Source organism: Mesorhizobium sp. Arg314, from assembly GCF_053714275.1.
Genome location: NZ_JBSKBP010000001.1, coordinates 61,431 through 74,478, shown reverse-complemented (window position 1 = coordinate 74,478; position 13,048 = coordinate 61,431). Strand labels below are relative to the sequence as shown.

Below are 13,048 nucleotides of genomic sequence, written 5' to 3'. Positions count from 1 at the left end.
CCAGGCAGCCCGTGCCGGTTGCGCACCTGCCGGATCCGCCTGTCCTCCCGCGCCGCTGCAGGCTCTGGCCGCTCGGTGGACGCGATTCCTGCCCGTTTGCTCCCAACATCGCCAGCCTTCAGTCCCACCGTTAAACCCGAGATTGCGGTATAGGCGAGCGGCTGGAGGGCGGTCATCCTAGCGAAATCGGGAGGGCCGTGGTCTCGATGTGCGTACGGCGACCTCCAGACGGAGACGCTCGACGGGCTTGTGTCCTGACGTGGCGTCAAATAGCTTTCCGGACGCGGACACGGGGTTCACTCAGGAGATTTTCATGGCGGGACTGGCACGGAGCGTCGCTGCGGCGATCCTCCTTTTGTCGATGACCACGCTTGGCTTTGCCGCCAACAAGGTCATCATCATCCTTGATGCATCGGGCTCGATGTGGGCCCAGATCGATGGCAAGCCGAAGCTGGAGATCGCGCGTGAATCGCTGCGAACGGTGCTGCAGTCGGTTCCGGCCGACGACGAGATCGGCTTCATGGCCTATGGCCATCGCACCAAGGGCAGTTGCGACGACATCGAGCTGATCGTGCCGCCGCAAGCCGGCTCCGCCAGCGCCATTTCGGCTGCTGCCGACAGCATGAAATTCCTCGGCAAGACACCGCTGACGGCCGCCGTCAAGCAGGCCGCCGAAGCGCTGAAATACACCGAGGACAAGGCAACGGTGGTGCTGATCACAGACGGCCTGGAGACCTGCGGCGGCGATCCTTGCGCGCTTGGCAAGGAGCTCAAGGAAAGCGGCGTCGACTTCACCGCCGATGTCGTCGGTTTCGGCCTGACCGCAGACGAAGGCAAGCAGATCGCCTGCCTCGCCGAGAACACCGGCGGCAAGTACATCCAGGCCTCTGACGAGAAAGCATTGCAGGAAGCTCTGGTCGAGACCGTCGCGGCTCCTGCGCCGGAGCCTGCCCCGGCACCTGAACCGGCCAAGCCGGAATTCAATTTCATGCCGACGGTGGTGCTTGCCGAGGGCGACGATCCGATCACTGACGGCAACGCCTGGGAAATATACAAGGCGAAATCCGACGGCGCACGGGGCGATTCGGTTGCCACCGAATACGGCGCCTACAAGGGCAATCTGGAGCCAGGCGACTATATCGTCGTCGCACGGGACGGCGAGGCGAAGGTCGAGCAGAAGGTCAAGATCGAGGCGGGCCAGCTCTACAAGCCGCTCTTCACCTTGAATGCCGGCACGCTCATCATCCATCCGCGGCCGAGCCCGGGCGCTGATGTCGTCGATGGCGCGGCTGTTGTGATCGACTATCCCGGCGCTGATCATCCTGCGACCTACTATGGCACCACGAAAGTCGTGTTGCCCGCCGGCGATGAGAAGGTGACGGTCACGATCGGGCAGGGCGAGGTGACTGAAACGATCCCGCTCGCCGCTGGCAAGACGGTGGAAAAGGACATGATCGCCGGCGTCGGCCATGTCGTTGCCAACGCCTTTTACACGGCCGGCGGCGACAAGGCGGACGCATCGAGCATCGGCTTCAAAGTCGTCAAGGCGAAGAAGAAGATCGACGGAACCAGGGAAGACGTGACCTATGCCTATGGGCCCGACAGCAAGTTCGATCTGCCGCCCGGTGACTACGTGCTGATCGCGACGGTCGATCTCGCCGTCGTCGAGCAGCCTTTCACAGTCAAGGTCGGCGAGATCCAGAACGTGAAGGTCGCCATGAATGCCGGCGTGCTGGCGATCACTGCGCCCGGTGCCTCGAAGATCGAGATCTTCGAAATGGAGAAGGACATCAACGGCAACCGCAAGTCGCTTGGCTACGCATACGACCAGAAGTATCAGTCGGCGATACCAGCGGGCGACTACACTGTCGTCTCGGAGAAATCGGACAACAGCTCAAAGGAAGGCACCGTGACGGTCAAGGCCGGCGAGCGGGCCGAACTGACCGTACAATAGGATTGCATTGGGCGAGCGTAAAAGGGCGGCCTAGGCTGCCCTTTTCATGAGGAGGACAAGACATCCTTCACGCGTTGCCGAATGCCGCTGCGCCATGGTCGGCGCGGCCGACCAGTTGCCGGAAGCCGGCAAACAGCTCGCGGCCGAAGCCGAACTCGTTGCCGATGAGATCGGCGTCCGCCGTGCGGCGCAGCGCGAATTCCGTCCCCGGCACCAGCACCTCCAGCGTGCCGGCATCGGCGTCGAGGCGGATGACGTCGCCGTCATGGATTCTCGCGATCGGTCCGTCCTCGACTGCTTCCGGCGTCACATGGATCGCCGCCGGCACCTTGCCCGAAGCGCCCGACATGCGCCCGTCGGTGACAAGCGCGACGCGCTGCCCGCGATCCTGCAGGATGCCGAGCACGGTGGTCAACTTGTGCAGTTCCGGCATGCCGTTGGCCTTCGGTCCCTGGAAGCGGACGACCGCGATGAAATCGCCGGTCAGCGTGCCGGCTTTGAAAGCGTCGTTCAGCGCCTGCTGGCTGTCGAACACTTTTGCCGGCGCCTCGATGACGCGACGCTCGGGCTTGACCGCCGAGGTCTTGATGACGGCGTGACCGAGATTGCCGCCAAGAACTTTCAGGCCGCCTGTCGCCTGGAACGCTTTCCTGACCGGTGCCAAAACCTTGTCGTCGCCGCTCTGCAGAGGCGCTGCCTCGCGCACCACGCCGCCGTCGTCGCCAAGCCTCGCTTCGACCGCGTAGGGCCGCAAGCCTTCGCCCCACACCGTCTGCACGTCCTCGTGCAGCAGGCCTTCATCGAGCAGCTCGCGGATCAGGAAGCCAAGCCCGCCGGCGGCGTGGAAATGGTTCACGTCGGCAAGCCCGTTCGGATAGACGCGCGCCAAGAGCGGGACTGCTTCCGAGAGATCGGAAATATCCTGCCAGGTCAGCGCGATACCCGCTGCGGCGGCCATCGCGATCAGGTGGATGGTGTGGTTGGTGGAGCCGCCGGTGGTGTGCAGGCCGACAACGCCGTTGACGATCGAGCGCTCGTCGATCATGCGGCCGACCGGCGTATAGGCGTTGCCGAGCGCGGTGATCGCCAGCGCCCGCTTCGCCGCTTCCCTGGTCAGCGCGTCGCGCAGCGGCGTGCCTGGATTGACGAAGGAGGCGCCCGGCGTGTGCAGGCCCATGATCTCCATCAGCATCTGGTTGGAGTTGGCGGTGCCGTAGAAGGTGCAGGTGCCTGGCCCGTGATAGGATTTGGACTCCGCCTCCAGCAGTTCGGCGCGGCCGACCTTGCCTTCGGCATAAAGCTGGCGGACCTTGGCCTTCTCGTCGTTCGCCAGGCCGGTCGTCATCGGTCCGGCCGGGATGAAGACGGCCGGCAGGTGCCCGAAGGTGAGCGCGGCGATCACCAGCCCGGGCACGATCTTGTCGCAGACGCCGAGGAAGACGGCGGCGTCGAACATGTTGTGCGACAGGCCGATCGCCGCCGCCATGGCGATCACGTCGCGCGAGAACAGCGAAAGCTCCATGCCGGGCTGGCCTTGCGTGACGCCGTCGCACATCGCCGGCACGCCGCCGGCCACCTGGGCGATGCCGCCGGCCTCGCGCGCCGCTTCCTTGATCAGCGCCGGAAACGTCTCGAAGGGCTGATGCGCCGACAGCATGTCGTTGTAGGAGGTGATGATGCCGAGATTCGGTACCCGGTCGCCGCCGAGCGCGATCTTTTCGGACGGGCTGCACACGGCAAAGCCATGGGCAAGGTTGCCGCAACCCAGCACCGCGCGGTTGGCGGTGCGGCTGGAAGCCTCCGCGATGCGGCCGAGATAGGCTTCGCGGCTGGCTTTCGAACGTTGGCGGATGCGTTCCGTGATGGCTTCGATATCGCGTCTGGCTGTCATGGTCCGTCCTTTCGAGCCCGGCAAGCGTCCTCCCAGCGCCGTCGGAGCCGTCATGTTGCAATCAGGGTGCCCAGAACACCTCTATCGGTCTCGGCGCCGCCTCGATCACTCTGCGGATGGGCTTTTTCGCGCCGGGCCCCATCGCGCCGTCAAATGCGGTGCGCTTGTCGTCGCCTTCGATGTGCAGCGCGACGAAGCCGGAGGCGACGATGCGCGCCATCGACAGCGTGAGCCGCGGCTCGCCCCCGCTCGCCGCGTGCACCGGCAGCACGATCCGCCGCGAGGTCGGGTCGAGCAATTCGCCAAGGTTGCCGGCGTCGGGAAAGAACGAGGCCGTATGGCCGTCGCCGCCCATGCCGAGGATCACCACGTCGAGTGGCCAGGGCAGCGATTGCAGCGCTTCGCTGTCCGTCGCCGCCGCGTCCTCGATGCTTGCCGCTTCATGGTAGAGCGGCACGAAGCGCGCCGCCGCGGCCTCGTTCTGGAGCAGGTTCGCCGCCACCAGTCCGGCATTCGAGCGCGGCGAGGACGGCGGCACGAAACGCTCATCGACCAGCGTCACGGTGACCTTGTCCCAGGCGATGGGAGTGGTCGACAGCGCGGCGAACAACTTCGCCGGCGTGGTTCCACCGGACACCGCGAGCAGCGCGGTGCCGCGTTCCGCGATGGCGCCAGCCAGCCGGTCGGCAATCTGTCCGGCCAGCGCCGTCGCCAGGTCCTGGCGATCGGCAAAGCCGTTCCAGCTGTAGCGGGCCGCGCTCAATTGCTCTCGTGCCATGTCCGTCCGTCACGTTCGATCAGCGCGATGGAGGCCGACGGTCCCCAGGTTCCGGCCGTATAGCCTTGAGCTTCCTGCCTGGCGCTCTCCCAGGCGTTCTGAATCGGGTCGATCCACTTCCATGCCGCTTCGACTTCGTCGCGGCGCATGAACAGCGTCTGGTTGCCGCGCACCACATCCATGATCAGCCGTTCATAGGCATCGGGCGCGCGTCCTTGGAAGGACTGCGCGAAGCTCATATCGAGCGAGATCTGGCGCAGCCGCATGCCGCCCGGTCCCGGATCCTTGATCATGATGTACTGCTTGACGCCTTCGTCAGGCTGCAGCCGGATCACCAGCTGGTTGGCAAAGATCGGCCCGGCGCTGTCACCGAAGATCGAATAGGGGATCGGCTTGAACTCGATGACGATCTCCGAGACGCGCGTCCCCAGCCGCTTGCCGGTCCTGAGATAAAAGGGAACGCCGGCCCAGCGCCAGTTGCCGATCTCGGCCTTGATGGCGACGAAGGTTTCGGTGTTGCTGTCCTTGCCCAGTTCCTCGACATAGCCCTTGACCGGCCCTCCGGCGGAAGCGCCGGCGCGATACTGGCCGCGCACCGTATGCTTTGGCGCCTCGTTGCCGTTGATGCGCTTCAATGCCCTCAGCACCTTCAACTTCTCGTCGCGAACTGCGTCTGCGTCCATCGACGACGGCGTTTCCATGGCAACGAGGCATAGCAGCTGGAGAATATGGTTCTGCACCATATCGCGCAGCGCGCCGGCCTTGTCATAATAGGTGACGCGGTCTTCCAGGCCGACGGTCTCGGCGACCGTGATCTGCACATGGTCGATCTGCGCCGAGTTCCACAACGGCTCATAGAGCGCATTGGCAAAGCGCAGCGCCATCAGATTCTGCACCGTCTCCTTGCCGAGATAGTGATCGATGCGGAAGATCTGGCTTTCGTCGAAGTCGTCGCCCACCGCGTCGTTGAGCGCGCGCGCCGAGGCCAGATCCCTGCCGATCGGCTTCTCCAGCACGATGCGCGAGTTCGGCGTGATCAGCTTGTGCTCTTTGAGCTGGTGCGAGATGTCGCCGAACAACGCCGGCGCCACCGCGAGGTAGAAGGCGCGGATGCGGTCGCTGTCGCCGATCGCCTTCTTGAGCTTGTCGAAGCCGGCGCCCGTGGTGGCGTCGGCCGAGACATAGGAAAGCCTGGTGAGAAAAGTCTCCAATTCCTTTGCGTCGATATCGGCCGGCTTCACATGGTCCGAGATCGCCTGTCTGGCGAACGCCTGGAACTCTGCGTCGGTCATCTTCGCGCGCGAGGTGCCGATGATGCGCGTCGGCTCGGAGAACTGATGGCCGCACTGGCGATAATAGAGCGATGGCAGAAGCTTGCGTTCCGACAGGTCGCCGGTGCCGCCGAAGATGATGAAGTCGAAAGGATCGACAGGGATGATCTGGCTGGTCATGGTCAGTCCGATTTGATGCCCGTTGGCGGCAACGTGGTTGGTATATGCTAATCGATTTAAATTTTCCAGTGCCATGGTGTCACATGTGAGGACCGATCGCTTGCACTTGCATCGGTCCGCATGTTTCCCGACACTCGCGCCGCCGGCAGGCCATGGCTTCCGGAAGCGTTCGCGGTTGCACCATAGAACGCGAATGTGACGAAAGCTAAGGGAGAAACGGCGGCGCTTGCGGCTGCCATCTCCCGCCAACTCTGGATGGTCTCAATGAACGGGAAAACCATGCGTCTGGAAAACAAGGTCGCCATCATCACCGGTGCCGCGTCGGGCTTTGGCGAAGGCATGGCCAAGCGCTTTGCCGAAGAGGGCGCGCGCGTGGTCGTCGCCGATCTCAACGCCAAGGGCGCCGAGCGGGTAGCCGAAGAGATCGGCAGCAACGCGATCTGGACCCAGACCGATGTGTCCCTGCGCTCCGAATTCGACGAGATGATCTACGCCGCCAAGAGCGCCTTCGGCCGCATCGACATCATGGTCAACAATGCGGGCTTCACCCACCGCAACGGCGATATGCTCGGCGTCGATGAGGAAACCTTCGACCTGATCACCGCCGTCAACATGAAGGCGATCTATCATGCGGCCCTCGGCGTCGTGCCGATCATGGACCGGCAGGGCGGCGGCGTCATTCTGACCACGGCCTCGACGGCTGGGCTAAGGCCGCGGCCGGGCCTGACCTGGTACAATGCCTCCAAGGGCTGGGCGATCACCGCCACCAAGTCGATGGCCATCGAGCTGGCGCCGAAGAACATCCGCGTCAACTGCCTCTGCCCGGTCGCCGGCGAGACCGGCATGCTGGAGAAATTCATGGGCGCCGACACGCCACAGATCCGCGAAAGATTCCGCGCCTCGATCCCGCTCGGCCGGCTCTCGACGCCGCTCGACATCGCCAACGCGGCACTCTGGCTGGCCTCGGATGAAGCGGCCTTCATCACCGGCGTGGCGCTGGAAGTCGATGGCGGGCGCTGTATCTGAGCAATCTGCGCCCATCAAACACCGGTTGACGCGCCAGTTACGTCAGGCAAACCGCTGTGCCAGGCGAGCCGATACTTCTCAAAAGTGCCCCCAAACTGCATCTGGAACGGGTGGCGCCAGCCTGGACCCATGATTTCAAGTGTTGGATTCCGGCATGCGGCAAACGAGAAGGCCGCCATGATTGCGGCCTCCACAAAGTGCCGTTCGAGGAACACCGGGACTTTGTGAGGCAGCGCAAGTTCGATCGCCGCTGGCGGCGGGTCCGCCGGGTCCTTGGCGGGTGACTCTCCGCCGGCGCAACCCGTGTCACGCGCCGGTCTTGACGTAGCTTTTGTAGACCCAGCCGTGCTTGCCGTCATAGACGATCTCGCACCACTGCTTGCAGTTCATCACTTGCACCGGCGATTTTGCCGGTATGGTGACGATCGCGGCTGCGCCCTTCTTCGGCCCGGAGCGCATGGTGACGGCCCTCAAAATGCGTCCATTGGCGGCGGCGCTGACTTTTTGAGGTTCCGGCTTGGGTTGGGCCGCGCTGTCAGTCGCCGCCGGCTCGGCATCGGGACCCTGCGGCTTGGCATCGGGAATGGCGGCGGTTTGGGCGCCATCCATCTTGTCGCCCGGCTTCTTCGCGGCCGTCGGCGTCTCGTCCGCGGGCGCGGCAACCTGCGACAGCGCATCCGAAGCGTCGTTCTCGGCAGTGGTCTCGGCGAAGGCCGTATCGGTCGATTGCGCGGCACTCGGCTCGGCGGCCTGCTTGGATGGAGCCGGTTGATCCTTGGTCTGGTCCGGCGGGGTCTTGGAGTCTGAAGCCGTCCAGCGCGGGCTGTTGGACGCCAGCGCCGGAATGCTGGCTTCGCGAGCTGCTCTTGCCGGCGAAACCGCATCCGCCTTGCGCGCGGCTTGCGGTGCCGCTGCGACGGTGATCGCCGCTGCCGCCGGAGCGATCTTCGTGGTCTTCATCTTCGTGGTCTTCACCGGAATTGTCGGAACGGTCTGCTCGGCACTGGCCGCGGCCACTTGCCGGTCGCTGCCCGGAACGCTGAGCCAAAGCGCCACCGCGGCCACGCCGAGCAGCGCGGCGGTACCAATCGCTGCAATGACCAGATGCGCGTTCGACTGCACCTTCTGCCAGAAGGACGGCCGTACGTTATAGCCGAATTGCATTGTAAAGCGCTGCCGTTCCGGCATGCCGAAACTGAAGGGCTCGTTCACTCAAACCACCTCCAACAAGCGGGCCGACGTTCTTTCGATCGTTGCCGCGAGGGTTGGCTTCGATCGGCATCGGTCCCGAAATCACTGCGGACAGGTCCGCGAAGTCCCCGGATTTTCGCCCATAATGGCATCTTTCACTGCTGATTATGGCATGAGTGAGCCATTTTGCGAAATTCTTGCGCGTTCGTTAATGCATCGATGGCTTCGGCCAGGGCGGCCGGCTTCAAATCCTGTCGCGCAGCGCGAACCAGTTGAGCGCGAGAAACAAGAGCGGCGCGCGCAAACGCCGGCCGCCGGGGAAAGCGGGGATCTTCAGATCCTCGATCAGCTTCAGGCGGTCGCGATTGCCGGCGACGGTCTCGGCATAGAGCTTGCCGAAGAAGTTCGACAGCATGACGCCGTGGCCGGAATAGCCGCCCATCGAAATCACCTTCGGCATCACCTCGCGCACGAACGGCTTTCTCGGCACCGTGATGCCGACATAGCCGCCCCAGCCATGCGTGATTTCGACATCCTTCAGCGCCGGATAGAGCTCGGCGATCTGCTTGCGGATGTGAATATGGATGTCCTTCGGATCGTTGACGGCGTAGACCTCGCGTCCGCCGAACAGGAGCCGGCCGTCCTTCGACTTGCGGAAATACCGCACTACGAAGCGGGAATCGTCGACCGACTCGCCGCCCGGCAGCACTTTGGAAGCGGCACCGAGGGGCACGGTCGCGCCGATGAAAGAGCCGATCGGCAAGATGTGCGCAGCGCTCACCGGCTCGAGGTTGCCGCCATAGGCATTGACCCCGATCAGGCATTTGTCGGCGGTGATCGTGCCCCTGGGCGTCGTGACCTTCACCTTGCCGCCGCTGGAAATGATGCCGGTGGACGGCGTCTGCTCGAAGAGATGCGCGCCGGCCGCTGCAGCCACTTTTGCCGTGCCGATCACCAGCTTCAGGGGGTGGATGTGACCGGTGCCGATGTCGCGGGTGCCGCCGAAGTAGCGTGCCGAGCCTAGCCGATCCGCCGTCTCCGCCGCGTCCATGAAGCTGACATGCGGATAATCGAAGCGGCTCGCCATGATCTCGGCATGGCGCTTGTAGTCGTCGACATAGCGCCGCTTGTGCGCCACCGAAAGCTGACCCGGCATATAGTCGATGTCGATCGCGTTGGCGGCGGCGAAGTCGAGCAGATGCGCCTTGGCTTCTTCCGCCATGTCGAACAGCGCCTTGGCGCGGGAAAGGCCATATTCGGCCTCCAGTTCTTCCGCCCAGGCGCGCTGCCCGGTGCCGAACTGGCCGCCATTGCGTCCCGACGCACCGTCGCCGAAGCGATAGGCTTCGATCAGCACGACATTCGTGCCGGCTTTCGCCAGGTGCGCAGCGGCCGAGAGGCCGGTAAAGCCACCGCCGATGATGACGACATCGCATTGACGGTCGCCATCGAGAGCCGGATATTCAGGCCGGGGGCCGGCCGTGTCCTCATACCAGGAACGGCCGGGAGAGATGGGGGATTGGTAGGGTAGGGTCATAGGGGAGTAGGGGAGTAGGGGAGTAGGGGGAGGTAACTAGTCGGCGTCGGCTGCCAACTTTCGGATTAGAAGTCGAAGGAGCTTGCCGACACTTTCGGTGCTAGCAAGTAATGGGTCCGTCGTTGCTCGCGGTGCAATGCCGGTACGTTCAGCGATCAGAAGCTGAGTTTCTAATTCCTTCAGCGACCCTTGAGCGATGCGGAGAAACTGCTGATAGGAACCTCGAATCTCTCTGCCGTAACCCTCTGCTATGTTCGAGGGTACCGAAGTTGCGGAGCGGCGCACTTGGCTGGTCAGTCCATAAAGCTCCTCCTTAGGCCAGGATTTCGTCGCGCTGTAAACTGACACAGCCAAATCCATCGCCTGCTGCCAGACCACCAAATCCTTGTACGAGCCTGTTTTTTCGGCCACCCGTCCCTACTCCCCTACTCCCCTACTCCCCTACTCCCTCACTCCCCTATTCCAGTCACACATTCAGCAGCAGATATTCCCGCTCCCACGGGCTGATCACTTCCATGAAAGTCTCGAACTCGGCGCGCTTGATCGCGGTGTAGGTGGCGGCGAAGGATTTGCCGAGGATGGCGCCGAGCTCCTTATCGTCCTCGAACAGGCCGACGGCCTCCAGAAGGCCGCGCGGCAGGTCGATTTCATCCGCGTTGGCGGTCGTCAGGACCGGCGGTTCCGCCTTGATCTTGTTGTTCATGCCGACCAGCCCGCAGGCCAGCGACGCGGCCAATGCCAGATAGGGGTTGGCATCCGACGACGGGATGCGGTTTTCGACACGCCGCGCGGCGGGATCGGAGCGCGGCACGCGGAAGGCGGTGGTGCGGTTGTCGTAGCCCCATTTGTTGTTGACCGGAGCCGAGGCCTGCTGTGTCAGCCGGCGGTAGGAATTGACGTAAGGCGCAAACATCACCAGCGCGTTCGGCACGTGCTTCTGCATGCCGCCGATGAAGTGGAAGAACGCGTCGGTCTCGGAGCCGTCCTCGGCCGAAAAAATGTTGCGGCCGGTCTTCTTGTCGACCACCGACTGGTGGATATGCATGGCCGAGCCCGGCTGTCCCTGGATCGGCTTTGCCATGAAGGTGGCGTATATCTCGTGCTTTAGCGCCGCCTCGCGGATGGTGCGCTTGAACATGAACACCTGGTCGGCGAGCTCGATCGGATTGCCGTGGCGCAGATTGATCTCGAGCTGGCCGGCGCCTTCCTCATGGATCAGCGTGTCGATCTCCAGGCCCTGCCGTTCCGAGAAATGGTAGATGTCGTCGATCAGCTCGTCGAACTCGTTGACGCCGGCGATCGAATAACCCGCGCCGCCGCCGATCGGCCGGCCCGAACGCCCGACGGGCGGCGTCAGCGGATAGTCCGGATCGGGGTTCTTGCGCACCAGATAGAATTCGATCTCGGGCGCCACCACCGGCTTCAGGCCGCGCTCGTCATAGGCGGCAAGCACGCGCCTCAGGACATTGCGCGGCGTGAACTCGACCGAGCGGCCGTCCTGGTGGACGAGGTCGCAGATCACCGCCGCCGTCGGGTCCTCTTCCCAGGGCACGACGGTCAGCGTCGAGAGATCGGGCAAGAGCTTCAGGTCGCCGTCATCTTCCGGATAATGGAAGCCGTTGCCGTCCTCGGGATAGCCGCCCGAGATCGTCGTCATGAACACGGCCGAAGGCAGTGCCAGCGAAGTGTTGGAGGTGAATTTCTTCGACGGCATCATCTTGCCGCGGGCGACGCCCGCCTGGTCGGGCGTGATGCACTCGATGTCCTCGATGCCGCGCCATTCGAGCCAGGCGCTGGCTTCCTTCCAGTTCTTCACACCGCGTTCGCTTTTCAGGAACGCAGGCGTGCGGGCGCGTCCCCCCCGGCTTGACGGACGGACTTCCTTTTTTTCAGGCGGCATCATTCACCAGATTGTGTTTGCGGATTTCGAAGTATAGCCGGGCGCCATGGGGGAAGGGAAGGGGAGGTGCCGGACGCTTGTTCAGGGCCAATTCTTCGGGGCGCAGGGCCTACGGCTTTTGCCGGTCGGTCGCGTCGAGCCACCGCAACAGCGCCGCCGAGCATGATGGTCGGCAATTCGCTCAAGTCGGACGTGGTCCCGGCCGTCGACGCCGGCGGTTGGGGTATTAACGTCCCGCACGAATTGACCTGGGCGGCCGAGCATGCCGAGGCGCCGGTCGCGACGCCGCGTTTCCGGCAGGTCGCCGCCTTGAGCGAGCTGCCGGCGCTGCTCGAAAGCATCGCCACGACGGGCTAATGCCCTGTGGGGACACTTGTGCCTAGTCGCGACCGACCAGGCGATCGACCACCGGTTGCAGCCGATCCGGCGTGATCGGCTTGGACACCACGGCATCGATCACGCTCGACAGGCCAAGGCTTTCCGGCGTGCCAGTGCTGGTTGAGAGCAGGATCACCGCGGGCAACGGCTTGCCGGAGGCGCGCCGCAGCGCGTCGATGGCCGACATCAGCCGGTCGCAATCCTTATTGTCGGGCCCGCCGTCCAGAATGACGGCGCCGGGCAGATGGCCGGTCAGGGCTTTTTCGGCGGTCTCGGGCGATTCCGAGATCGGCTTCAGTCCCGATTTCTCGACTATTTTCGACACCACGACCCGGTTGATCGACGACTTCCCGACGACGAGCACCTTGGAAAAGTCCGCCGCCATCGCGCCAGGGCGGGCCGCCCGTTTCGGGTGTTTTTCGGAGTCGTCACGATTGGCGGGACACATCGGCGGGCAGGCGCTCCGGTTCAATGCAGGGTTGAAACCTGAGGCACAATTGGGTGAGTTCGCGGCCAGTGTCAACCTGAAAAGGTCGAACTCGAAAATATAGCAAGAATTCTGGAATTCAGCTCAAGTCGTGTCTCTCGGCGATGAAGGCAAATCGAAAAAATACGACAGTCTCCCGAACGTATAACGCGCGAGAGACCATCGCAGAGACTGTTGACGTAACGTCAAGTATGAGTCTGCTGCGTAACGATCACCGGGATCAAAAGGTCACCCCAGTTGCCGTCGCCGCCATGGTGCCTGGCCGAGCGCACCAGCTCCACCGAGACGCCCGCTTCGACTGCCTTCATGACCGACTGGTTGAGCCTGTGCAGATCGTTGGCGAGCATGCGGATCGTCGCCTGCTGGTCGACGCTCATCGTGCTCGATTGCTCTTCTGCCCTTTCCTTGACGCGGCTTATCGATGCCATTGGTCTTCTCCTCGATGTAAATGCCCT

11 protein-coding genes and 1 pseudogene are annotated in these 13,048 nt (G+C 63.7%); 3 read left to right on the top strand and 9 right to left on the bottom strand.

Translation table 11 applies throughout. The features are described 5' to 3' along the window. Positions 1–313 precede the first annotated feature (313 nt). Positions 314–1,954, top strand: a complete 1,641-nt coding sequence (locus ACWGS9_RS00365; protein WP_454503366.1) for a vWA domain-containing protein — start codon at positions 314–316, stop codon at positions 1,952–1,954. A gap of 67 nt (positions 1,955–2,021) precedes the next feature. Here the strand turns inward: ACWGS9_RS00365 and edd are convergent, their stop codons facing one another. From edd to zwf, 3 genes are all read right to left on the bottom strand, one after another. After that, positions 2,022–3,845, bottom strand: coding sequence for a phosphogluconate dehydratase (gene edd, locus ACWGS9_RS00360; RefSeq protein WP_454503365.1), 1,824 nt, complete (start codon positions 3,843–3,845; stop codon positions 2,022–2,024). A gap of 61 nt (positions 3,846–3,906) precedes the next feature. Continuing rightward, complete coding sequence (gene pgl, locus ACWGS9_RS00355) at positions 3,907–4,623, bottom strand: 6-phosphogluconolactonase (RefSeq protein WP_454503364.1); 717 nt, start codon at positions 4,621–4,623, stop codon at positions 3,907–3,909. After that, positions 4,605–6,074 (bottom strand): glucose-6-phosphate dehydrogenase, encoded by a 1,470-nt coding sequence (gene zwf, locus ACWGS9_RS00350; RefSeq protein ID WP_454503363.1) that lies wholly within the window; start codon positions 6,072–6,074, stop codon positions 4,605–4,607. The genes pgl and zwf overlap by 19 nt, the downstream gene beginning before the upstream one ends. 279 nt (positions 6,075–6,353) lie before the next feature. Between zwf and ACWGS9_RS00345 the strand changes: the two genes are divergently transcribed. Beyond that, on the top strand, positions 6,354–7,100 hold the full coding sequence (locus tag ACWGS9_RS00345) for an SDR family oxidoreductase (RefSeq protein WP_454503638.1): 747 nt from the start codon (positions 6,354–6,356) through the stop codon (positions 7,098–7,100). Positions 7,101–7,406: 306 nt separating this feature from the next. Here the strand turns inward: ACWGS9_RS00345 and ACWGS9_RS00340 are convergent, their stop codons facing one another. The 4 genes from ACWGS9_RS00340 to ACWGS9_RS00325 all read right to left on the bottom strand — a co-directional run bounded on the left by ACWGS9_RS00340 (position 7,407) and on the right by ACWGS9_RS00325 (position 11,731). Next, positions 7,407–8,312 carry an SH3 domain-containing protein gene (locus tag ACWGS9_RS00340; RefSeq protein WP_454503362.1) on the bottom strand — a complete coding sequence of 302 codons (906 nt, stop codon included), beginning with the start codon at positions 8,310–8,312 and terminating at the stop codon, positions 7,407–7,409. Positions 8,313–8,535: 223 nt separating this feature from the next. Then, positions 8,536–9,828 carry an NAD(P)/FAD-dependent oxidoreductase gene (locus tag ACWGS9_RS00335; RefSeq protein ID WP_454503361.1) on the bottom strand — a complete coding sequence of 431 codons (1,293 nt, stop codon included), beginning with the start codon at positions 9,826–9,828 and terminating at the stop codon, positions 8,536–8,538. 36 nt (positions 9,829–9,864) lie between these two features. Beyond that, complete coding sequence (locus tag ACWGS9_RS00330) at positions 9,865–10,239, bottom strand: four helix bundle protein (protein ID WP_454503360.1); 375 nt, start codon at positions 10,237–10,239, stop codon at positions 9,865–9,867. Positions 10,240–10,294: 55 nt separating this feature from the next. Next, positions 10,295–11,731, bottom strand: a complete 1,437-nt coding sequence (locus tag ACWGS9_RS00325) for a glutamine synthetase family protein (protein ID WP_454503359.1) — start codon at positions 11,729–11,731, stop codon at positions 10,295–10,297. A gap of 156 nt (positions 11,732–11,887) precedes the next feature. On the opposite strand from ACWGS9_RS00325, the pseudogene ACWGS9_RS00320 reads away from it, so the two are divergent. Then, positions 11,888–12,085, top strand: a pseudogene (locus tag ACWGS9_RS00320) (HAD family hydrolase); the annotation flags it as partial. A 22-nt stretch (positions 12,086–12,107) separates the two neighbouring features. On the opposite strand, the gene ACWGS9_RS00315 reads toward ACWGS9_RS00320, so the two are convergent. Both ACWGS9_RS00315 and ACWGS9_RS00310 read right to left on the bottom strand, forming a co-directional pair. After that, entirely contained in the window at positions 12,108–12,491 is a 384-nt protein-coding gene (locus tag ACWGS9_RS00315) for a response regulator (protein ID WP_454503358.1), read from the bottom strand. A 287-nt stretch (positions 12,492–12,778) separates the two neighbouring features. After that, the gene (locus ACWGS9_RS00310; RefSeq protein ID WP_320308093.1) at positions 12,779–13,021 is read right to left on the bottom strand and encodes an SMc00767 family acetate metabolism repressor; all 243 of its coding nucleotides are present in this window, start codon (positions 13,019–13,021) and stop codon (positions 12,779–12,781) included. Positions 13,022–13,048 lie beyond the last annotated feature (27 nt).